The organism is Arthrobacter sp. 05L428 (assembly GCF_056397665.1).
In genome coordinates this window covers 53,689-72,700 of the sequence record NZ_JBFTNW010000001.1, presented here as the reverse complement: position 1 = coordinate 72,700, position 19,012 = coordinate 53,689, and the positions used below count along the sequence as shown (strand labels likewise).

The following is a 19,012-nucleotide window of genomic DNA, read 5'->3' as shown; positions in this document are numbered from 1 at the left end:
AAGGCCGCCCACGTGATCCGCCGCCGCGCCTGTGCCGTCCGGTCGGGCACCCGCGGGAGCCCTACCAGGCGGACGCCGGCCCAGCCGCCTCCAGCGCAGGCCCGCGCGCCGCTGGTCTGCGAGCGCCACGATCACTGCGGACGCCAGCAGGCCGGCCACAGCGAGACCGCCAGCCTGCGGTATCACCGCTGCCGCCCGGCAGCGGCCCGGACGAGACGGGCGGACCAGATCCGGCCCGCGGCCGTAAGGGCCAGCCCAGCAACGAGGGCCGCCATGCCCAAGGGGGTGCCGAGCAGGATGGTCGAGGGATCCACGCCGAGCAGGACACCGAGGACGAGCCCCAGGAAGGGCAGCCAGGTCAGGATCCGGACGGTGGCCTTGGGCCCGGCCAGTGCGGTCTGCCGTGCGGCTTCGGCGTCGTCCTGGGCCTCCAGGTGAGCGGCGAAGCGCGTCAGGACCTCGGCGAGGGGACAGCCGGTGGCCTCGGCGATGTCGAAGCAGGCCGCGAGTTCCACCCAGATTGCCCGCTCCCTTCCGCCGGGGCCGCGGCGCGCAGCATTGCCGGTGCCGGTCCCGGCGCCCTTCCGGATGGCCGCGGCGACCGGGGAACCCCTCAAGGCCGCAGCCCGGGCTGCGGCCAGGATCGCAAGCGACGTCGCGCCCAGACCATGAGTGGGCGCGGCGCGGTTCGGGCGCCCACCCCCGCCCTTCGTCCGGTCCGGCTCCCGCAGGTCACCATAGAGAAGCCAGAGTTCCTCCCACAGCCGCGCAGGAGTCCGGCCGCCCTTCAGCAAGGCGGCCAACTGCTGCACCACCACGGTCATGGGGACCACCGCCTCGGCTCTACCCGTCCCGCGCCACAGCGCTAAGCGCCCACGCCGTCCTTGTCCCGGCCGCCCGAGGGCCGGTGCCCCGGCGGCGCCCACGGAGCGCAGAGCCCGCTGGAGGCGCCGGCCGGACGCCCCTGGCGGCGCGAATGCCAGCCAAGACGCGAGGGCCAGAATTCCGGCCAAGACGGTCGTCATGGCGGGCCGGCCGCCAGGCTGGGCACGCCGGTCCCGGGGCCAGCAGCCGGGTCCAGGCCCAGACGGGCCGCCAGCTCGGGCCACGCGGGCCCGGCGCGTACCTCGCCGCCCACCGTTGCCAGCGCCACGGCTACGGCCAGGCCTGACACGCCTTCTCCGACCAGTCCCACGGACGCCACCTGACGGCCTAACCGTGTACGTTCCAGATGGACGACGGCGTCGAGGGCGCTGGCTGCCTGAAGGCGCACGGCGTCCGGCCCCATCCCCGCGAGCGCGCCGAGCGCCGTCAGCCGGGCCGGGACCGCGGCGGCGGTGTTGGCATGGATGGTGCCGCCGGCTCCAGTGTGCCCGGTGTTCATCGCGGAGAGCAGCTCCCGGACCTCGGCGCCGCGGCACTCCCCCACCACGAGCCTGTCGGGCCGCATCCGCAGGGCCTGCCGGACCAGCTCGCCGAGATCAACGGCGCCGCCGCCCTCCAGGTTGCTGTGGCGCGATTCGAGGGACACCACGTGCGGATGCACCGGGTTGAGCTCCGAAGCATCCTCGATCAGGACCAGCCGCTCCCCAGGTCCGCAGAGCCCGAGCAGCGTGGCAAGCAGCGTTGTTTTTCCCGAGCCCGTCGCGCCGCTCACCAGAAAGCTCAGGCGGCGCGCCACCATTCGCGTGAGGACGTCCTGGATGAACGGACCGAACATACCGCCACGGGAGAGCTCGTCCAGCGAGAAAACGGACTCACGGCGGATCCGCACGCTCAGCAGCGTTCCGGCCGTGGAGATCGGCGGCAGCACTGCGTGGATCCGGTAGCCGCCGTCGAGCCTGACATCCACGCAGGGCGAGCTGTCATCCAGCCGCCGGCCGCCGGCGGCCACGAGTCGGGCGGCGAGGGCTCGGACCTGGGCCTCGTTAGCAAAGGCGACCGGGGCGCGTTCAAGCCCGCGGCCACGGTCCAGCCACACCGAGTCCGGACCGTTGACGAAGATGTCCGTCACGAGCGGGTCGCGCGCCAGCGGCTGCAGCGGTCCCAGCCCATTCAGTTCCGCGCTGATGCTTTCGACGGCGGCCAAGGCACCCGCTGTGCCAAGGAGCTTGCCGCTGGCCTGCACGGCCGCCGCCACCCTTGACGGGGTGACCGGGCCGGCGTCGGCCATGACCGATTCGCGGACCGCCTCGAGCAGCCGCGCATCTACCCGCCGCTGGGGCGCGCGCAGTTGCCTGCGGAACCGTGGACGCTCCGGCTCCGGCGGGTCCGCGGCCAGATGCGAACTCACGGGAACCCCTCCGTGCTGAAGGCCAGAACTCCTTCGGTGAAGCGTTGAACGCTCCGCCGTCCCCCGGCGTCCAGCAGGCGCCCGAGTTCGGTGGCGGCGGCCGTCCCCCGGACCTCGGGCATAATGCCCTGCACCGGGAGCCCCACGGCTTGGGAAATCAGCTGGTAGTCGAACGCGACCCCGGGTTTCGTCCGGATCACCAGTGCGGTCTCTACAGGCGGTAGCTCCGGCACCAAACGGGCGGATGCCACCGCCGCCCGGAGCTGGGCGGGCAGCACCACGACGACCCGGTCGCATTCCCAGGCGAAGGTCCGCAGTGCCTCGCGTCCGCGGCCGACGTCCAGCACCACCAGCTCGTAGCAGCGACGCGCGGCGTCGAGCACCCCGACGACCGCGGCCGTGTCGATGGCCTGCGGCCGCTCCCGGCTGCCCGGCCAGGACAGGAAAGAGAACCCGCCCGCTTCGGGCAGCGCCTCGTGGAGCTGATCCGGATCGATGCTGCCGCTGGCCTCGGCGAGGTCCGGCCAACGGAGCCCGGGTTCTTCTTCGGCGGCGAGGGCCAGTTCGAGGCCGCCGCCCCAGGGGTCTCCGTCGATCAAAAGGACTCTGGCTCCCAGCCCCGCGGCGGCCTGGGCCAGCCAGATCGCGGCGGTGGTTGCCCCGGCGCCGCCGCAGCCACCAACCACGCCGAGGACATGCCCGCCCGGATCCGGGGCGTGCGATCGGCTGAGGTACTCGGCGAGCCAGGGTCCGCCCTCGGGGAGGACGGCCACCCGTTCGGCACCCATGGCCGCGGCCAGCTGCCAAAGCCTGTCGCCCTCACCACTCAGTCCTACAAGAACGGCCGGTGCACGACGCCGGATCGGGAGTTCCCGGACGTCACTGCCCACGAGCACTGCGCCAGCAGAGTCCCAGTACGGGACCGCTTCCGCGGCATCCCCCGCCAGGCTAAGCTGCCGGCCCGCCGCGGCCACAATCCGTTCCACCTCCCCCCGCAGGACCTCGGACCCGGTGACCAGCAGCGTCTCCGCCGCCCCGTCGGGAAGCCACGAACCGGGGTCTGGCCCCGGGTCCGGTACCGCTGGGGGCCCGGCCCTGGACACGGGCTGTCGGGACGGCGCCTTACTGGTAACTGGCTCGGGTAATTGATGCCTGCTCATGCCTCCACTTTCGGCGCTGCGGACGCCGCAGCCGCCCGCCGTCTTCGGCTATGTGGAAAACCGGGCCGCCTTCGGCTTGGCCCGGCGCTGCCCGGCCCGACTTGGGCGCGGCCCGGCCCGACTTGGGCGCGGCCCGGCCCCGCCCGGCTTGTCCCGGCGGGCCGGTACGACCCCCGCCCGAGCCGGTCCGCCGGAAGCACAACGACAGGGCAGAATTGAGCCTATGCATCTGCTGCTCGCCGCCCACGCCGACGGCGCAGCCCTACAACGACTCACGCCGTCGGGCGCTCCCGATCCCGCCGCCCCGGAACCACGCATCGTCAGCGCCGCCGAGCTGCCCGGCGTCGTGCGGCAGCTGGAGCTGCAGCGGCCGCGCTGGATCTGGCACCGCACGCAGGACTGGTACCCGGCGCTGCTGGCCGCAGGGGTCGAGCTGGAACGCTGCCATGACCTGACGCTGTGCGGCGCCATCCTGGCCCATTCGGAGTTCACTGCGCACACCGAGTATGCCCGGAACGCGGAGAAGCTCACCCAGGATGACGACGTCCAGCAGCCGCCACGGGCCCTGCAGCCGCCTCCGCCGCCCGCGGACCAGGGCGCCCTGTTTGAGGACCCGGGCCTGCGCGCTGCGCCGCGGCACTCCCCCGAGGAGCTGCGCGCCGAGTACGCCGCGCAGCAGGAAGCACTGGCGGGCGTCGCTCTGGACGGGGACCGCCGAAAGCAAAGGCTCCAGCTCCTTCTGGCCGCCGAGTCCGCCGGGGCCATGATCGCCGCCGAGATGCAGCACACCGGCGTTCCCTGGCGCGAGGAGCTGCACGAACAGATCCTCGCCGACTACCTCGGTCCGCGTCCGCCGCAGGGCCACCGTCCGGCCAAGCTCGAGGCCCTCAACAGCGAACTCCGCCGGCTGCTGCAGTCCCCGGCACTGAACCCCGACTCCCCGCAGGAACTGATGCGGGCCCTGCACCGGAACGGCATCGAGGTGAAGAGCACGCGCCAGTGGGAGCTGAAGGAATCCAGCCACCCGGCGATCGAGCCGCTGCTGGCCTACAAGAAGCTCGCCCGGCTCCACGCCGCGAACGGCTGGGCGTGGCTGGATGCCTGGGTCAAGGACGGCCGCTTCCAGCCCGAATACGTGGTGGGCGGGGTCGTGTCCGGACGCTGGGCCTCCCGCGGCGGCGGGGCGCTACAGATCCCCCGCCAGATCCGAGGCGCCGTCCACGCCGACCCTGGCCACAAACTGATCGTCGCGGATGCCTCGCAGCTGGAGCCCCGAGTACTGGTGGCGCTGGCACAGGATTCCAAGATGGCGGAAGCCGCCCGCGACAAAGACCTCTACGCCGGCATCGCCGCTCAGGGTTTCGGCGGTGACCGGGCCAAGGCCAAGGTCGCGCTGCTCGGCGCGATATACGGCGCCACCACCGGCGAATCCGGCCGGCTGATGCCGCAGCTGGCCCGGACCTACCCGCGCGCCGTCGGCTTCGTGGAGCAGGCAGCCCGCGAGGGCGAGGCGGGTAAGACCGTCACCTCCCGGCTGGGCCGCAGCAGCCCGCCGCCTTCGGAGCGGTGGCTGCACAGCCAGCAGTCCGCCACCGCGGAGGAACAACGCCGGGCCGAGTCGCTGGCGCGCTCTCGCGGACGGTTCACGCGCAACTTCGTGGTGCAGGGTTCCGCGGCCGACTGGGCGGCCTGCTGGCTGGCGGAACTACGACGGCGGCTGCGGGGACTGCGCGCCGACGGCTCACCCGCCGGGGAACTGGTCTTCTTCCTGCACGACGAGGTCATGGTCCATTGCCCTGCCGACGCCGTCGATGCCTGCATCCGGGCGATCGAGGAATCCGCGGCAGCCGCCAAGGAGTTGCTGTTCGGCAGGATCCCGGTGGAATTTCCGGTCAGCATCGCCGTCGTGGACTCCTACGACAACGCCAAATAGCTGCCCTCAACCGCTGCCCGACGCCGGGCCGGACGCCCCGGGTAACGTACCCGCCGGTAGCGTTGCGCCTGCTCCGTGGGCCCCGTTACAGTCGAAAAAGGCCGGCGAAGATCCCGAGTGATCCGCCGGCGCAAATGCAACGAGGCAGGGAACCGGGGAGGCAGCACAGTGGCTGGCGTATTCGAGATTGCAGCGGCCGGAGACGAGTCGTATTTCTTCAAGCTGACGGCACCGGACGGGACAGTAGTTGCCGTTTCACCGCTTTTTAACACCATCAAGGGAGCGGCCGCCGGCATCACGGCAGTGCGCGAGAACGCCGCAACCGGGCTGGTCGTTGACCGCTCCGCCCGGAAGACCGTCACCCAGTCCGCGAGCAAGCCCGCCGCGACGTCGTCCTCGCGGCCTGCGCCGCTGCTGACAGCGCGCTAGCGAAGGCGCGCCGCTACCCGTCGATCCCGTGCAGGCGCGTCCGGTCCCATGGGACTGACCAGCCCAGCTGGTCGAACAGCTGGTTGAGGATCATGCCGGTGAAACCCCAGACCACCACGCCGTTGACGGTGAAGGCCGGGCTCTGAAAGGTCTGGCCGGCCCGGCTGACGGTTGCCATCACCCTGTTGTCGGGGTCGAGCAGGTCCCGGACGGGCACCCGGAAGACCTGTGATGACTCGCCGTAGTCCACTACCCGGACGGGTGACTGGGACGCCCACCAGCCAAGGACGGGCGTGACCAGGAAGTTCCCGCGGGGCAGCGCCAGTTCGGGCATGACGCCGAGGACCTCAACGCCCTGCGGATCCAGTCCTGTTTCCTCTTCGGCCTCGCGCAGGGCGGCCTCAACCACGGTTTCGCCGGGGTCGATGCCGCCGCCGGGGAACGCCACCTGTCCCGGGTGGTCGTCGAGGGTCTGCGCGCGCTGGAGCAGCAGCACGTCCAGGTCCGCCGGCGCCAGCAGCTTCACCGACGTCGCCGGGACATCGTCCAGCGAGCCGAACAGCATCAGCACGGCGGCACGGCGCACCCGTTCGCCCGGCTCAACGGCCAGTTCGCGCCAGCGCGGATCCGGCGACGGGGCCGTCCCGGCCTGCACCGCGGCTACAAGGTCAATCAGGTCCTGGCGGGCGGTCATTGCGGCCTTCTCTGCGATTCCATCCGGATTTCCGCGGCCCGGTGGGTTTCGGCCAGCAGCTTCGCCAGCAGTTCTTCCTGGCCCGGGGCCAGTTCGTACTTCAGCAGCTTCCTGGCCTTCTCCGGATCGGTCTCGCCGGCTCCGTAGCTGGGGCACCAGTTCGCCACGGCGCAGGCGCCGCAGGCCGGTTTGCGGGAATGGCAGACGCGCCGGCCGTGGAAGACGACTCGGTGCGAGAGCATGGTCCAGTCTTTCGGCTCGAACAATTCGGCGACGTCGGATTCGATCCGGACCGGATCGTCCGAGTCCGTCCAGCCGAAGCGGCGGGCCAGCCGGCCGAAGTGGGTGTCCACCGTGATGCCGGGGATCCCGAACGCGTTGCCCAGGACGACGTTGGCGGTCTTCCGTCCGACGCCGGGCAGCTTCACCAGGTCTTCCAGCCGGCCGGGCACCTCGCCGTCGTAGTCGTCGACAAGCTTGGTGCCCAGCGCCATCAGGTTCCGCGCCTTGGCCCGGAAGAACCCGGTGGGTTTGATGATGGCTTCCAGGTCGGCGGGCTCGGCCTCGGCCATGCTGCGGGCATCCGGGTACCGGGCGAACAGCAGCGGCGTGATCTGGTTGACCAGCACGTCCGTGGTCTGGGCCGAGAGCACCGTGGCCACCACCAGTTCGAACGGGCTGCGGAAATCCAGCTCAGCATGCGCATAGGGATACTGCTCGGCCAGTGCCTTGTTGATCCGGCGGGCGCGGCGCTTGAGCCCCAGCAGCGTCTCCCCGCCAGCCTGCGCACGGGGCTTCGCTGTGCCGGTTTTGGCTGTGCCGGTTTTCGCCCTGCCGGGTTTCGCGTTGCCGGTTTTCGCGCTGCCGGGTTCGGTGGCCACGGTCCGGCTAGCCGCGTTCGATGTTGCTGAGGTCCCGGAGCACGCCGACGCGGCCGTCCGTGTGCTGGACCAGGAACTCGTGGCCGCGGTCCTCAAGGGCAAGGACCCAGCCGCCGGGTTCGACGACGAACGCCGGGGCGCCGCTGCGCTCGTCCACCGCGGTGCGGGGCTGGTCGACGGCGAACCAGAAGGCCTCGTAGGCAGGCTGGGCCGCCTCGCTCTCGGGACGGCTTGCGGGGTCCACGGTGGCGCCGATCGGTTCCTGCGAACGGACCTGCGGGGTGAGGGCGGTGGGGGCTTCATGGCTTGCGGCGGAAGGTGCCGCGGCCGATGCCCCCGCCGGGATGCTGGCCGCCTGGGTCGCTTCCAGACCCGCGCCCTGCGCGGCGGGTGCCGGAGAAGTGACCGGAGAGGTGACCGGGGACTCTGCCGGAGCGGACGCGGCGGGCGCCGTGGCAGCCTGGGTCTGCTCGGCGGCAGAAGGCACCGCTTCTCCTGCGGCAGACGGGGCGTACGCCGCCGTCGGGGACGGGAGGGCGGCAGCGGTCTGCTCCGGTGAGGCGGAAGGAACGACGCCGTGCGCCTGAGTGGCCGGCTCGGCAGCCGCGGGACGGGCGTACGCGGCAGCGGCACCGGCGGCACCTGCAGCAGCACCGGCCGCGGTGCCGGCAGCGGCACCCGTCGATGCCCCGTGGGCTTCGTGGGCCTGCGGCGCGGCCTGGGCCTCGCCCGCCTGCTTGCCGGGGGCTATGCGCTTGGCCCAACCGGCCAGCGCGCCGCCTCCCGCCCTGGGAGTCTTGGCGTCGCTGGCAGCCTTGGGGGCCTTGGGGGCACGCGGCTTGCGGACCGGCTCCGCGGCTTCGCGTGCCACAACGTGGGCGGGGACTTCGGCGCGGTGCAGGAAATCACCGGCGAGGCTGGGAATCAGCCGCGCCAGTACGGTCGCGGTGAAGAGGCCGAGCGCGCCGACGAGGCCCAGCAGGAGGCTCGGCACGAACGCGCCGGCGGTCGCCAGGAAAAAGAAGGCCAGGCTGAAGGACGCCACAACGGAGGCGAACTGGTCAATCGAGAGGGAGCCGATCCGGATTTTCGTGCCCGGGCTGACCCGTCGCGCCACGAAAAGCGCAGCGACGATCACCGGCAGCAGCACGCCGAGGCCGAGGAAGAAGAGGCTGCCCAGGTTCCACAGGTTGTAGCGCTCGGCGAACATCGGAATCAGGGAGGCGATGAAAAGCACCAGCGTGGAGCCGAAGACGGTGAGGTCGCGGACCGTGAAAGGCCCCAGGACGGCCTCGTTGTTCTTCGAGTTCGGCTTGTCCACCGTAAAGCGTGGCTGTTCCCCCCGCCCGCTGGACTGCGCCGGCCCTGTCTGGCCTTCGGTGCGGGAGGGCGCATGGAGCTGCCCGTTGCTTTGCTCGTTCATTCTGTTCTCCTTAGCATGGCCGCACTCTGGACAGTGCCGCCTAACGGCAGGCAAAAACAGGACCGCCAGCGGTCCTGTTGCCCCCATCGGATGTCACAACTCCATCTCAGCCTAGCCAAGTGCAGGACCGATCACTACTGCCCGGACGTCACTCCAGCACCAGTGCGCGGCCCCTTTCGCCCTGCGCGTAAACCGGGGTGCGACGCCGATCCGGGCCGGCCGTGCCCGCACCCGGACCACTCGGCGCTTAATAAACACCGCTCACGGCGCCCTTTGTGACGGGGCACACGTTCTGTCGCACCCGGGCGTTAGTGTGTATTTCGGAACAGCTCTTTGCGGTACGCCCGTGACCAGCCGATGCCCGATGCCGCGCAAGCGGCCCGGCGCCGCGGCGGCCACGGACGTTCCGTGCAGCACGGATCGATGAATGATGAGGTTCACCATGTCCCAGCAGACCCCCGGCTCCGCCACCACGACTCAGACGCCCCGGCACGGCGATGCGTTCGAAAACCTGTCGCAGGAGAACCGCAGGTTCGCCCCCTCGGCCGAATTCGCAGCCAACGCCGTGGTCACCGCCGCCGACTACGCCGAGGCCGACGCGGACCGGCCGGCCTTCTGGGCCAAGCAGGCCCGCGGGCTGCTGAGCTGGAGCAAGGACTTCACCCAGACGTTGGACTGGTCCGACCCGCCGTTCGCCAAGTGGTTCGTCGGCGGCGAGATCAATGCCGCGTACAACGCCCTGGACCGGCACGTCGAGGCCGGCAACGGGGACCGGGTTGCCATCTACTTCGAGGGCGAGCCCGGCGACACCCGCAGCTACACCTACGCGCAGCTCACCGAAGAGGTCAAGAAGGCCGCCAACGCGTTCGAATCCCTCGGCGTGGCCAAGGGTGACCGCGTGGCCGTGTACCTGCCGATGATCCCCGAGGCCGTCATCACCCTGCTGGCCTGCGCCCGGATCGGCGCGATCCACTCGGTGGTGTTCGGCGGCTTCTCCGCCGAGGCGCTCCGCTCCCGGATCGACGACGCCGAGGCCAAGCTCGTGGTCACCGCCGACGGCACCTACCGCCGCGGCAAGCCCAGCGCCCTCAAGCCGGCCGTCGACGAGGCGCTGGCCCACGAGGGCGACGGTTCCGGGCACACCGTCCAGAACGTCGTGGTGGTCAAGCGCAACGGCCAGGACGTCGACTGGCACGAGGGCCGGGACCACTGGTGGTCCGACACGGTCGGCGCCGCGTCCGCCGAGCACACCGCCGTCGGCCACGACGCCGAACACCCGCTGTTCATCCTCTACACCTCCGGAACCACCGGCAAGCCCAAGGGCATCCTGCACACCACCGGCGGCTACCTCACCCAGGGCGCCTACACGCACAAGGCGGTCTTCGACCTGCACCCGGAAACGGATGTCTACTGGTGCACGGCCGACGTCGGCTGGATCACCGGCCACTCCTACGTCGCCTACGCGCCGCTCATCAACGGAGCCACCCAGGTGATGTATGAGGGCACCCCCGACTCCCCGCACCAGGGCCGCTGGTGGGAGATCGTGGAGAAGTACAAGGTCTCCATTCTCTACACCGCCCCCACCGCCATCCGCACCTTCATGAAGTGGGGCAAGGAAATCCCGGCGAAGTCGGACCTGTCCTCGATCCGCGTCCTGGGCTCGGTGGGCGAACCCATCAACCCCGAGGCGTGGATGTGGTACCGGGAGGTCATCGGCGCCAACGCCGGGAAGAACGGGGAGAAGAAGGAGAACCCGGCCCCGATCGTGGACACCTGGTGGCAGACCGAAACCGGCGCGCAGATGATCGCGCCGCTTCCCGGAGTTACCGCGACCAAGCCGGGCTCCGCCCAGGTCCCGCTGCCCGGCATCGCCGTGGACGTCGTCGACGAAGCCGGCGAGTCGGTGCCCAACGGCGCCGGCGGCTACCTCGTCATCCGCGAGCCGTGGCCCGCCATGCTGCGCGGCATCTGGGGTGATCCGGAGCGCTTCAAGGACACCTACTGGTCCCGCTTCGAAACGATGTACTTCGCCGGCGACGGCGCCAAGAAGGACGACGACGGCGACATCTGGCTGCTCGGCCGGGTGGACGATGTCATGAACATCTCCGGCCACCGGCTCTCCACCGCCGAGATCGAATCCGCCCTCGTGTCCCACCCGGCCGTGGCGGAAGCCGCCGTCGTCGGCGCGGCGGACGAGACGACCGGGCAGGCCGTCGTGGCGTTCGTGATCCTGCGCGGGGACGCGGTCAACTCGGGCGACGCGATCGTCCAGGAGCTCCGCAACCATGTGAGCAAGGAGATCGGCCCGATCGCCAAGCCCAAGACCATCCTCGTGGTGCCGGAACTGCCCAAGACCCGCTCCGGCAAGATCATGCGCCGGCTGCTGAAAGACGTGGCCGAGGGCCGCGAGGTGGGCGATGCCACCACCCTGGCCGACAACACCGTGATGGCACAGATCGCGCACTCGCTCAAGAAGTGAGCACGGACCCGGGCCGGGCTGCACGGAACGGAATCATGCGGCCATGACGGATTCGTGCGAGGTGCTGGTGGTCGGGGCCGGCCTGGCCGGGTTGCAGTGCGCCCGGGAACTGCAGGCCGCCGGGCGCGAGGTGGTGGTTTGGGAGGCCTCCGACGCCGTCGGGGGCAGGATCCGGACGGACCGGGTGGACGGTTTCCTCGTGGACCGCGGCTTTCAGGTCCTGAACCCCGCGTACCCGGCGGTCCGGCAGTGGGTCGACGTGCACGCCCTGGCGCTGCAGGCCTTCGGTGCCGGCCTCCGGGTCCGGCTGCCGGACAACCTGGCGGTCCTGGCCCACCCCCTGCGGGAGCCGGGGCTCATCCTGCAGACCCTCCGCAGCGGAATTCTCAGCCCCCGCGCCGTCGTGGGGCTGCTGCGCTGGGCCGCCCCGGCCTTCGCCGGGCCCCTTCGGCGGAGCGGCCAGGATGTTGCGTTGCACGACGCCCTCGACCGGGCCGGCTGCTCGGGCGAACTGCGCACCGTGGTGGAGCGGTTCCTCGCCGGCGTACTGCTGGAGGACGAGGGCAGCACCTCCAACAACTTTGCCTTGCAGCTGGTACGCGTCTTCGCGGCCGGGGTTCCCGGACTGCCGCGCGAGGGCATGCAGGCCCTCCCGCAGCAGCTGGCGGATGCCCTGGCCGCCCCGGTCCGCACCTCCACCCGGGTGGAGAAGATCACGCCGGACGGGAACGGGGCCCTGGTCACCGCCGCGGGGACCGCCATCCGGGCCCGCCACGTCGTTCTCGCCGCCGATCCGGTCGACGCGGCCAGGCTCGCCGGGAGCGAGGCGCCCGCCATGAAGGCAGTGCTCACGCACTGGTTCGCCGCCGACTCGGCACCCACCGACGCGCGCATGCTCTGCATCGACGGCCGCACCCGCCCCGGCGGACCGCTGCTCAACGCGGCCGTCATCTCCAACTCGGCACCAAGTTACGCGCCTGCCGGCCGGCACCTGATCCAGACCTCTGCCCTGTTCGGCGCGGGCCGGCCGGTTCCCAGCGACGCGGACGTCCTCCGGCACGCCGGGGACATTTTCGGTTGCTCCACGGCCGGCTGGGAACTGGTGGCAAGGCACGAAATCGCGCACGCCCTGCCCGTGCAGCCACCCCCGCTGCGGACCCGGCAACCGGTGGAGGGCCCGGACGGGATCACCATCTGCGGCGACCACCGGGAGACGGCTTCCATTCAGGGCGCGCTCGTCAGCGGCCACCGCGCCGCGCTGGCCGTCCTGGGCCGGCCCGGGTGACATTCTCCGTTTCGCGCCGGGTTGCCGCGCCCGCCGGCGTGGTGTGGAAGCTGCTCACGGACACCGGGAAGTGGCCGGCGTGGGGGCCATCGATCACCGGCGTCGAACCTGCCACCGATGCGGGTGCCCTCCCGGGACTCGCGCCCGGCAGCCGCGGAAAGGTACGCACCGTCCTGGGGCTAGCGCTCCCGTACACCGTGACAGGGTTTGACGCCGGCCGGTACTGGTCATGGTCCGTTGCGGGCATCCCGGCCACCGGCCACCGGGTAACCCCGCAGGACGACGGCTGTCTGCTCACCTTCACCGTGCCCTGGTGGGCACCGGCCTACCTCCCGGTCTGCGCCCTGGCACTGCGGCGGATAGAACGGCTCGCAACCGGTCCGGGGACCCCTGCCGGGCGCGGACCTGACCGTGATTGATGAACTCCGCAAGAAACAGCAGGGTACGGTCCGGCCCAACGCGATACATTGGCAGGCATGAGCGAAGCCACCCCCTCGGACGCCCGTCGCGGCACCATCCTGGTCCTGAACGGGCCCAACCTGAACCTGCTCGGCACCCGTGAGCCCGAAAAGTACGGCACGGCCACACTGGCCGACGTCGAACAGCTCGCCAAGGACACCGGAGCGGCGCACGGGCTCGACGTCGAGTGCTTCCAGTCCAACCATGAGGGCGCCCTCGTGGACGCCATCCACGCCGCCCGCGGGAAGGCGGTGGGCATCGTCCTGAACGCCGGCGCCTACACGCACACCTCGGTGGCGATCCGGGACGCAATAACGGCCGTGCAGCTGCCCGCCGTCGAGGTGCACATCACCAACGTGCACGCCCGGGAAGCGTTCCGGCACCATTCCTATCTTTCGGACATCAGCAAGGCCGTGATCGCCGGCGCGGGCATCCTCGGGTACCGCTTCGCCGTCGAGTACCTCGCCGAGCTGAACGCGGGCCGGGGCTGATCATGTCCCCCGCGCCGGAGCCCCCGGGGACAGCCGACTGGTACCGCCATTTCGGCACCATTGACGCGCCCGGCAACTCCGCGTGCTATGCGGAGTGGTCCACGGCCATCGCGGACGACCCCGAGCTGATCCGGCGCATCGACGAGTGGCCGCACAACAAGCGCCAGCCGCTGCTGATGCTGGCCGCCGCCCGATTCCTCGGCGCCCGGATCGGCCCCTACGCCGGGTTCCGGGACTTCCTGGATACCCACTGGGACGGGGTCTCCCGGATTGTCCTCTCCCGGTCCACCCAGACAAACGAGGCCGGCCGTTGCGCCGCCCTGCTCCCGTCCCTGGCCCGGATCGCCGCCGCGGAGGGACGCCCGCTGGCCCTCATCGAGGTCGGCGCTTCGGCAGGACTGACGCTGTACCCGGACCGCTACGGCTACGAGTTCGACGACGGCTCCGGCGCCGTGACGCGGCTGCTCCCCGCCGGTGCCGCGCCCGGGGCTTATCCCGTGCTGCGGTGCGCCACGGCCGGCCCGGTGCCGCTGCCGGCCGCGCTGCCCGCGGTGGTGTGGCGCGCCGGCATCGATTTGAACCCTTTGGACATCCGGGACCCCGACGACGTCGCCTGGCTGGAGGCGCTGATCTGGCCGGAGCAGGACTTCCGCCGCGAGCGGCTGCGGCAGGCGATCGCCGTCGCACGGACGGATCCGCCGCTGCTGGTGGCCGGGGACCTCAACGAACAGCTTGTGTCATTGGCGCAGCAGGCGCCGCCGGAGACCGCCCTGGTGGTCTTCCACAGCGCCGTCATGGCGTACCTCGACGCCGCCGGCCGCGAACGTTTCCGCGACGCCATCGCCCTGCTGGCCGCGGACCGGGGCTGCCACTGGATCTCGAACGAGGGCCACACGGTCATCCTGCAGGCGGACGGCTCCAGCGTGGTTCCCGAAATGGACGAATCCCGACTCCGCGGCCGCTTCCTGCTGCTGGAGGACGGCCTGCCCGTGGCCATGGCCGGCCCGCACGGCCAGAGCCTGGAGTGGATCGAAGCGGCCCCGGCCTGACGGCGCCAACCGGCGGTTCCCGCCGGTTTCCTGCCGCCGGCTATTTCTTAATGCACTGGCCCGGAGAGACGGCGTCGCCCAGCCCGGGGGCCTTTGCGGCCACGGGGCCGAGGTCGTTCATGGTGATGGCGAAGCCCAGCGAGGGCTCGGAGGTGGATTTCGCGAAGACGACGCCGGCCACCTGGCCGCCCGTGGTCAGCAACGGACCGCCGGAGTTCCCCGGCTGCACGTCGCCCGCGAGCCGGTAGACATCCTCGGCAGCGGCGTTGTTGCCGTAGATGTCCGGGACCAGGACGGTGGTGATGTCCCGCACCGTGGCCGGCTTGGACTGGAACGGACCGCCGTGCGGGTAGCCCGCGAACGCCGCCGGGCTGCCGGCCGGAAGGTCGCGGCCCAGCGACAACGGCGCGGCGCGCAGCCCGTCCACGGCCAGGACGGCGAGGTCATGCCGGCTGTCGAAGTAAACGACCCTGCCGGGGAGGGCTCCGCCGCCCGGGACCTCGACAACGGGCTCCGGGACGCCGGCCACCACGTGGGCGTTCGTCACGACCCGGCCGGGCGAGACCACAAAGCCCGTTCCGGTCTGGTTCTGGCCGCACTGGTAGGCCGTCCCGGCAATCTTGAGCACGGAGGCGGCGGCCTTGTTCAGGGGAGGGGTGTCGGTGCTGGCGTCGGGCACGGGCACGGCCCGTCCGCCGACACCCTCGAACAGGGTCGGGATGCCATCGCCGATCACGGCCGAACGCAACTGCGCCATCGACGTCTTCAGCGGCGTGGGGGTGACGCCGTCGATGAAACCGATCACCTTGGAGTCGGCCAACTGTTGGGAAACAAAGGGAACGCCGAGGGCGCTGATACTGAAGGCCAACATGGACATCACGAGGGCGGACACGGCGAGATTGACCCCGCCGCCCACCACCCGGTCGGCAAGTCGGAGCGGACTGATTTTGACGACGCTGCGGATGCGCCGCCCAATCATGGTGCCGAGGCCGTGCCCCAGCATCATCAGCAGCACGGCCGTGGCAATGATCGCGGTGAGCCGCCAGCCGGGATCGTCGACGAGGTCGCTGACGATCGGGACAGACAGGAAGGCGGCCACGGCGCCCGCCGCGAACCCGGCGATTCCGCCCAGCGTCACTAGGAAGCCGTTGCGCAGGCCATAGATCAGGTAGGACAAGAGCGTCAGCATCAACGCCAGGTCCAAGATGGTCAAGCCGAACACCGGGGCTCCTTAGTGACTGGTAGGAACCCCATTCTACCGGCGCGGACTGACAGTTTGCCGGGGGCCCAAGGCGGCCCGGACCGTCACCCGCCCGGCGTTTCACGCGTTTCGGTGCCAAGTACGTCACAGAAGCCTCAAAATTCTGAAACAATGGCTGAAGCGCCCCAGCCGACACAGTAAGTCAGGAGATTTCATGGATATCGAGGTATTGCGCCGCGCACCCCTTTTCGCCACGCTCGACGACGAGGCGTTCCGTCTGCTGACGGACGAACTCACCGAGGTGGACCTCTCACGCGGAGCCTCGGTATTCCGGGAAGGCGACCAGGGTGACCAGCTCTACTTCATCGTCTCCGGCAAAGTGAAGCTCGGCCGCACGTCCCCCGACGGCCGCGAGTCGCTGCTCGCCATCCTCGGCCCGGGCGAACTGTTCGGCGAAATGGCGCTGTTCGACCCGAGCCCGCGCACCGCAACGGCCACCGCCGTCTCCGAGACCCGCCTGGCCGGGCTGAAGAACGAGAGCCTCAACGCCCTCCTGCGCACCCGCCCCGAGGTCTCGGCCCAGCTGCTCCAGGCCCTGGCACGGCGCCTGCGCCGCACCAACGATTCGCTCTCCGACCTTGTCTTCTCGGACGTCCCGGGCCGCGTGGCCAAGGCGCTGCTGGACTTGGCCGACCGCTTTGGCCGCCCGGCGACGGACGGTGTCCTGGTGGCCCACGAACTCACCCAGGAAGAACTGGCCCAGCTGGTCGGCGCCTCCCGCGAGACCGTCAACAAGGCCCTGGCCGAGTTCGTCCAGCGCGGCTGGCTGCGCCTCGAGGCGCGCGCCGTCGTGATTCTCGACATGCAGCGCCTCCGCCAGCGCTCCCGCTAGGCACAGCCGCCGCAACGCGAGCCTTAGACACAGAGGGCCGGCCCKTTTTCMCGGGCCGGCCCTCTGCGGTTTTAGGTGTTGTTCTCGGCTTCTTCCGGCGTTACGGAATCTGGGTCTGGCCGGCGGGACATGTCCATCCTTCGCCAACGCTCCCGCGGGACATGTCCATCCTTGGATGCCACGAGTGGGCACATACCCACTATGTCCAATGCCCAACCGGCGCAATAGACATGTCCGGTGGTCGAGGCGAGGCTCCAGCTGGCATGTCCTGCCCTTGAGCGAAGGCCCGGCGGACATGCCCATCCCTGCACGCCAGGGATGGACATATACCCAATATGCCCATTCCTCAGCGCCAACGATGGGCATGTCCAGCCATGGGCTCAGGTCCGGGCGGGCACGTCCATTGCCCGGCGCCAACTATGGGCATGTCCAGCCATGGGCTCAGGTCCCAACGGGCATGTCCATTGCCCGGCGCCAACGATGAGCATGTCCAGCCATCGGCTCAGGTCCGGGCGGGCATGTCCAGCCATCGGCTCAGGTCCGAACGGGTATGTCCATTGCTCGGCACCAACAATGGGCATGTCCAGCCATGAGCTCAGGTCCCAACGGGCATGCCCACTCCTCGGCACCAACGATGGGCATGTCCAATGGTCGGGCCGAAGCGGCCGACTCTACCGTTCCCGCTGCGGTTCCCCGGCGACGGTCTTGGCGGCCTCGACTTCCAGCATGAGCCGGCCGTCTTCCTCCACGAGGGCCGGCTGATAGGCGTGGGCCTTGCGCTTGTAGCTGAGGTAGGCGATGCAGCCGTTAGCGGCGGCCATCTTCTCCAGCATGATCTCCGAGCCCGGGACCAGCAGCTGGCCGAGCTTCAGCCCCACGGTGTTGGGCTGGCCCACCTCATCGCCCAGCGCCGTCGTGTCGCGCTCGGCAATGACCTTGCGGACGCACACCCAGCGCGCCCAGACACCCTTGCTGGCCAGCAGCGAGGGCTGCTGGTTCATCGGGATGGTCGCGGCAAAGTACCGGGTGTTGAAGCGTCGGTGGGCGAAGTCGGGGCTGAGCCAGTTCACCAGCGGCTTGAGCAGATCGGTCCGCACCGAAAGCCCGCGCTTGGCGAGCACGTCGGTGAAGGACTTTTCCTGGTCGGCGACGGCCTCCCGGGCGCGCATCCACTCGGCCGTGGACGTCGCCTCCACCGTGGTCGACAGGTCCGGACCGGCCAGCAGGACTCCGGTTTCCTCGAACAGCTCACGGATGGCGCCCACCACGTGGCGTCGCGCCAGGCCGACGTCGGACGTGCCCATCTGCTCGGCCCACCATTGCGGCGAGGGGCCAAGCCAGCCCACGGCGTCGTCGTCGGACGTCTCGAGCGAGCCGCCGGGAAAGGCGAGGACGCCCAGCGGCGAGGACCCGGGCCGGTAGCCCAGCCAGGTCTCCAGGCCGGTGGGCGAATCCCGCAGCAGGACCACGGAGGAGGCGTAGCGGGGGGCACGGGGGGTCCGCTCGCCGTGTTCAAGCCAGCTGCGGGCTGCCCCCTCAAGATCCGGGGGAAGGCTAAACAGGCGTCGTGCTAAGTGCGGCAAGGGAAGCGACCGGCCCTCTAGGCGAATTCGGCGATCAGTTCGACTTCGACCGGAGAGTCGAGCGGCAGAACTGAAACGCCGACGGCGGAACGTGCGTGCTGGCCGGCGTCGCCAAGGACTTTGCCCAGGAGCTCGGAGGCGCCGTTGATGACGCCGGGCTGGCCGGTGAACGATGGATCGGAAGAGACGAAGCCGACCACCTTGACGATCCGGGTGATCCGGTCCAGGTCGCCAATGACGCTCTTCACGGCGGCCAGCGCGTTGACGGCGCAGACCTCGGCGTAGCGCTTGGCCGCTTCCGGGGACACGGTCGACTCGTCCGAGGTCCCTTCGGTCCCGGAGGAGACCTTGCCGGTGGCTTCAAGCTTGCCGTTGATGAAAGGCAGCTGGCCGGAGGTGTAGACGTGGTTGCCGGAGATGACGGCCGGAACGTAGGCGGCCACCGGGGCGGCAACCTCGGGAAGGGTCAGGCCGAGCTCGGCCAGGCGCTGTTCGACGGCGGACGACGCGCCGGTGCCGGCGTCACTTTGGACCGTGTTGGCGGGGCTCGTGGCCTGTGCCGGAGCCGCCGTTTCGGGGATGCTCATGGCTAGTTCTTCTCCCGCTTCAAGTAGGCAACCAGGCCGTTTCCATCGGGGCCCGGAACAACCTGGACGAGCTCCCAGCCGTCGTCTCCCCACTGGTCGAGGATCTGCTTTGTCGCGTGGATAATGAGCGGAATCGTGGCGTACTCCCATTTGGTCATGAAGTAAAGCCTAGT

General features: G+C 70.4%; 18 protein-coding genes. 8 read left to right on the top strand and 10 right to left on the bottom strand.

The features are described 5' to 3' along the window. Window positions 1-182 precede the first annotated feature (182 nt). The 3 genes from AC1DH3_RS00360 to ssd form a co-directional block, all read right to left on the bottom strand. Window positions 183-824, bottom strand: coding sequence for a type II secretion system F family protein (locus AC1DH3_RS00360; RefSeq protein WP_476892287.1), 642 nt, complete (start codon window positions 822-824; stop codon window positions 183-185). A 197-nt stretch (window positions 825-1,021) separates the two neighbouring features. After that, complete coding sequence (locus tag AC1DH3_RS00355; protein ID WP_476892286.1) at window positions 1,022-2,233, bottom strand: TadA family conjugal transfer-associated ATPase; 1,212 nt, start codon at window positions 2,231-2,233, stop codon at window positions 1,022-1,024. A gap of 56 nt (window positions 2,234-2,289) precedes the next feature. Beyond that, on the bottom strand, window positions 2,290-3,396 hold the full coding sequence (gene ssd / locus AC1DH3_RS00350; RefSeq protein ID WP_476908375.1) for a septum site-determining protein Ssd: 1,107 nt from the start codon (window positions 3,394-3,396) through the stop codon (window positions 2,290-2,292). Window positions 3,397-3,676: 280 nt separating this feature from the next. On the opposite strand from ssd, the gene AC1DH3_RS00345 reads away from it, so the two are divergent. Further along, window positions 3,677-5,386, top strand: a complete 1,710-nt coding sequence (locus AC1DH3_RS00345) for a bifunctional 3'-5' exonuclease/DNA polymerase (protein WP_441416805.1) — start codon at window positions 3,677-3,679, stop codon at window positions 5,384-5,386. A 168-nt stretch (window positions 5,387-5,554) separates the two neighbouring features. Then, the gene (locus AC1DH3_RS00340) at window positions 5,555-5,815 is read left to right on the top strand and encodes a YegP family protein (RefSeq protein ID WP_476892000.1); all 261 of its coding nucleotides are present in this window, start codon (window positions 5,555-5,557) and stop codon (window positions 5,813-5,815) included. A gap of 13 nt (window positions 5,816-5,828) precedes the next feature. Here the strand turns inward: AC1DH3_RS00340 and AC1DH3_RS00335 are convergent, their stop codons facing one another. The 3 genes from AC1DH3_RS00335 to AC1DH3_RS00325 all read right to left on the bottom strand — a co-directional run bounded on the left by AC1DH3_RS00335 (window position 5,829) and on the right by AC1DH3_RS00325 (window position 8,813). Next, the gene (locus AC1DH3_RS00335) at window positions 5,829-6,509 is read right to left on the bottom strand and encodes an NUDIX hydrolase (protein ID WP_476891999.1); all 681 of its coding nucleotides are present in this window, start codon (window positions 6,507-6,509) and stop codon (window positions 5,829-5,831) included. Next, window positions 6,506-7,276, bottom strand: a complete 771-nt coding sequence (gene nth, locus AC1DH3_RS00330) for an endonuclease III (protein ID WP_476892285.1) — start codon at window positions 7,274-7,276, stop codon at window positions 6,506-6,508. Before nth ends, AC1DH3_RS00335 begins: the two co-directional genes overlap by 4 nt. Window positions 7,277-7,397: 121 nt before the next feature. After that, the gene (locus tag AC1DH3_RS00325; RefSeq protein ID WP_476908374.1) at window positions 7,398-8,813 is read right to left on the bottom strand and encodes a hypothetical protein; all 1,416 of its coding nucleotides are present in this window, start codon (window positions 8,811-8,813) and stop codon (window positions 7,398-7,400) included. Between the two features lie 442 nt (window positions 8,814-9,255). On the opposite strand from AC1DH3_RS00325, the gene acs reads away from it, so the two are divergent. Genes acs through AC1DH3_RS00300 form a run of 5 tightly spaced genes read left to right on the top strand, consistent with a single transcriptional unit; the run spans window position 9,256 to window position 14,576 of the window. Next, window positions 9,256-11,292: an acetate--CoA ligase gene (gene acs, locus AC1DH3_RS00320; protein ID WP_476892284.1), complete on the top strand. Its 2,037-nt coding sequence runs from the start codon at window positions 9,256-9,258 to the stop codon at window positions 11,290-11,292. A 43-nt stretch (window positions 11,293-11,335) separates the two neighbouring features. Next, a complete protein-coding gene (locus tag AC1DH3_RS00315) occupies window positions 11,336-12,577 on the top strand; it encodes a protoporphyrinogen/coproporphyrinogen oxidase (protein WP_476891997.1) in 1,242 nt (413 codons plus the stop codon). Then, a complete protein-coding gene (locus AC1DH3_RS00310) occupies window positions 12,574-12,996 on the top strand; it encodes an SRPBCC family protein (RefSeq protein WP_476891996.1) in 423 nt (140 codons plus the stop codon). The genes AC1DH3_RS00315 and AC1DH3_RS00310 overlap by 4 nt, the downstream gene beginning before the upstream one ends. Before the next feature lie 57 nt (window positions 12,997-13,053). Continuing rightward, complete coding sequence (gene aroQ / locus AC1DH3_RS00305; RefSeq protein ID WP_441416799.1) at window positions 13,054-13,527, top strand: type II 3-dehydroquinate dehydratase; 474 nt, start codon at window positions 13,054-13,056, stop codon at window positions 13,525-13,527. Between the two features lie 2 nt (window positions 13,528-13,529). Next, window positions 13,530-14,576: a DUF2332 domain-containing protein gene (locus tag AC1DH3_RS00300; protein WP_476891995.1), complete on the top strand. Its 1,047-nt coding sequence runs from the start codon at window positions 13,530-13,532 to the stop codon at window positions 14,574-14,576. A 40-nt stretch (window positions 14,577-14,616) separates the two neighbouring features. On the opposite strand, the gene AC1DH3_RS00295 is transcribed toward AC1DH3_RS00300, so the two are convergent. Beyond that, entirely contained in the window at window positions 14,617-15,798 is a 1,182-nt protein-coding gene (locus tag AC1DH3_RS00295) for a MarP family serine protease (protein WP_476891994.1), read from the bottom strand. Window positions 15,799-15,991: 193 nt separating this feature from the next. Here AC1DH3_RS00295 and AC1DH3_RS00290 point away from each other — a divergent pair, with 193 nt between their 5' ends. After that, window positions 15,992-16,669, top strand: coding sequence for a Crp/Fnr family transcriptional regulator (locus AC1DH3_RS00290; RefSeq protein ID WP_011693220.1), 678 nt, complete (start codon window positions 15,992-15,994; stop codon window positions 16,667-16,669). A gap of 671 nt (window positions 16,670-17,340) precedes the next feature. On the opposite strand, the gene AC1DH3_RS00285 is transcribed toward AC1DH3_RS00290, so the two are convergent. From AC1DH3_RS00285 to AC1DH3_RS00275, 3 genes are read right to left on the bottom strand one after another with little or no spacing between them, the layout of a single operon-like run. Continuing rightward, window positions 17,341-18,252 carry an NUDIX hydrolase gene (locus AC1DH3_RS00285; protein ID WP_441416796.1) on the bottom strand — a complete coding sequence of 304 codons (912 nt, stop codon included), beginning with the start codon at window positions 18,250-18,252 and terminating at the stop codon, window positions 17,341-17,343. Window positions 18,253-18,269: 17 nt separating this feature from the next. Beyond that, on the bottom strand, window positions 18,270-18,839 hold the full coding sequence (locus tag AC1DH3_RS00280; protein WP_476908373.1) for a RidA family protein: 570 nt from the start codon (window positions 18,837-18,839) through the stop codon (window positions 18,270-18,272). Between the two features lie 2 nt (window positions 18,840-18,841). After that, entirely contained in the window at window positions 18,842-18,997 is a 156-nt protein-coding gene (locus AC1DH3_RS00275) for a DUF4177 domain-containing protein (RefSeq protein WP_175321496.1), read from the bottom strand. Window positions 18,998-19,012 lie beyond the last annotated feature (15 nt).

Excerpts from the sequence above, each read along its gene's own strand:
- AC1DH3_RS00345 (WP_441416805.1), top strand. The coding sequence starts at position 3,677 with ATGCATCTGCTGCTCGCCGCCCACGCCGACGGCGCAGCCCTACAACGA.
- AC1DH3_RS00275 (WP_175321496.1), bottom strand. The coding sequence starts at position 18,997 with ATGACCAAATGGGAGTACGCCACGATTCCGCTCATTATCCACGCGACA.
- AC1DH3_RS00335 (WP_476891999.1), bottom strand. The coding sequence starts at position 6,509 with ATGACCGCCCGCCAGGACCTGATTGACCTTGTAGCCGCGGTGCAGGCC.
- AC1DH3_RS00325 (WP_476908374.1), bottom strand. The coding sequence starts at position 8,813 with ATGAACGAGCAAAGCAACGGGCAGCTCCATGCGCCCTCCCGCACCGAA.
- AC1DH3_RS00280 (WP_476908373.1), bottom strand. The coding sequence starts at position 18,839 with ATGAGCATCCCCGAAACGGCGGCTCCGGCACAGGCCACGAGCCCCGCC.
- acs (WP_476892284.1), top strand. The coding sequence starts at position 9,256 with ATGTCCCAGCAGACCCCCGGCTCCGCCACCACGACTCAGACGCCCCGG.
- AC1DH3_RS00290 (WP_011693220.1), top strand. The coding sequence starts at position 15,992 with ATGGATATCGAGGTATTGCGCCGCGCACCCCTTTTCGCCACGCTCGAC.
- AC1DH3_RS00360 (WP_476892287.1), bottom strand. The coding sequence starts at position 824 with ATGACCGTGGTGGTGCAGCAGTTGGCCGCCTTGCTGAAGGGCGGCCGG.
- AC1DH3_RS00300 (WP_476891995.1), top strand. The coding sequence starts at position 13,530 with ATGTCCCCCGCGCCGGAGCCCCCGGGGACAGCCGACTGGTACCGCCAT.
- aroQ (WP_441416799.1), top strand. The coding sequence starts at position 13,054 with ATGAGCGAAGCCACCCCCTCGGACGCCCGTCGCGGCACCATCCTGGTC.
- AC1DH3_RS00315 (WP_476891997.1), top strand. The coding sequence starts at position 11,336 with ATGACGGATTCGTGCGAGGTGCTGGTGGTCGGGGCCGGCCTGGCCGGG.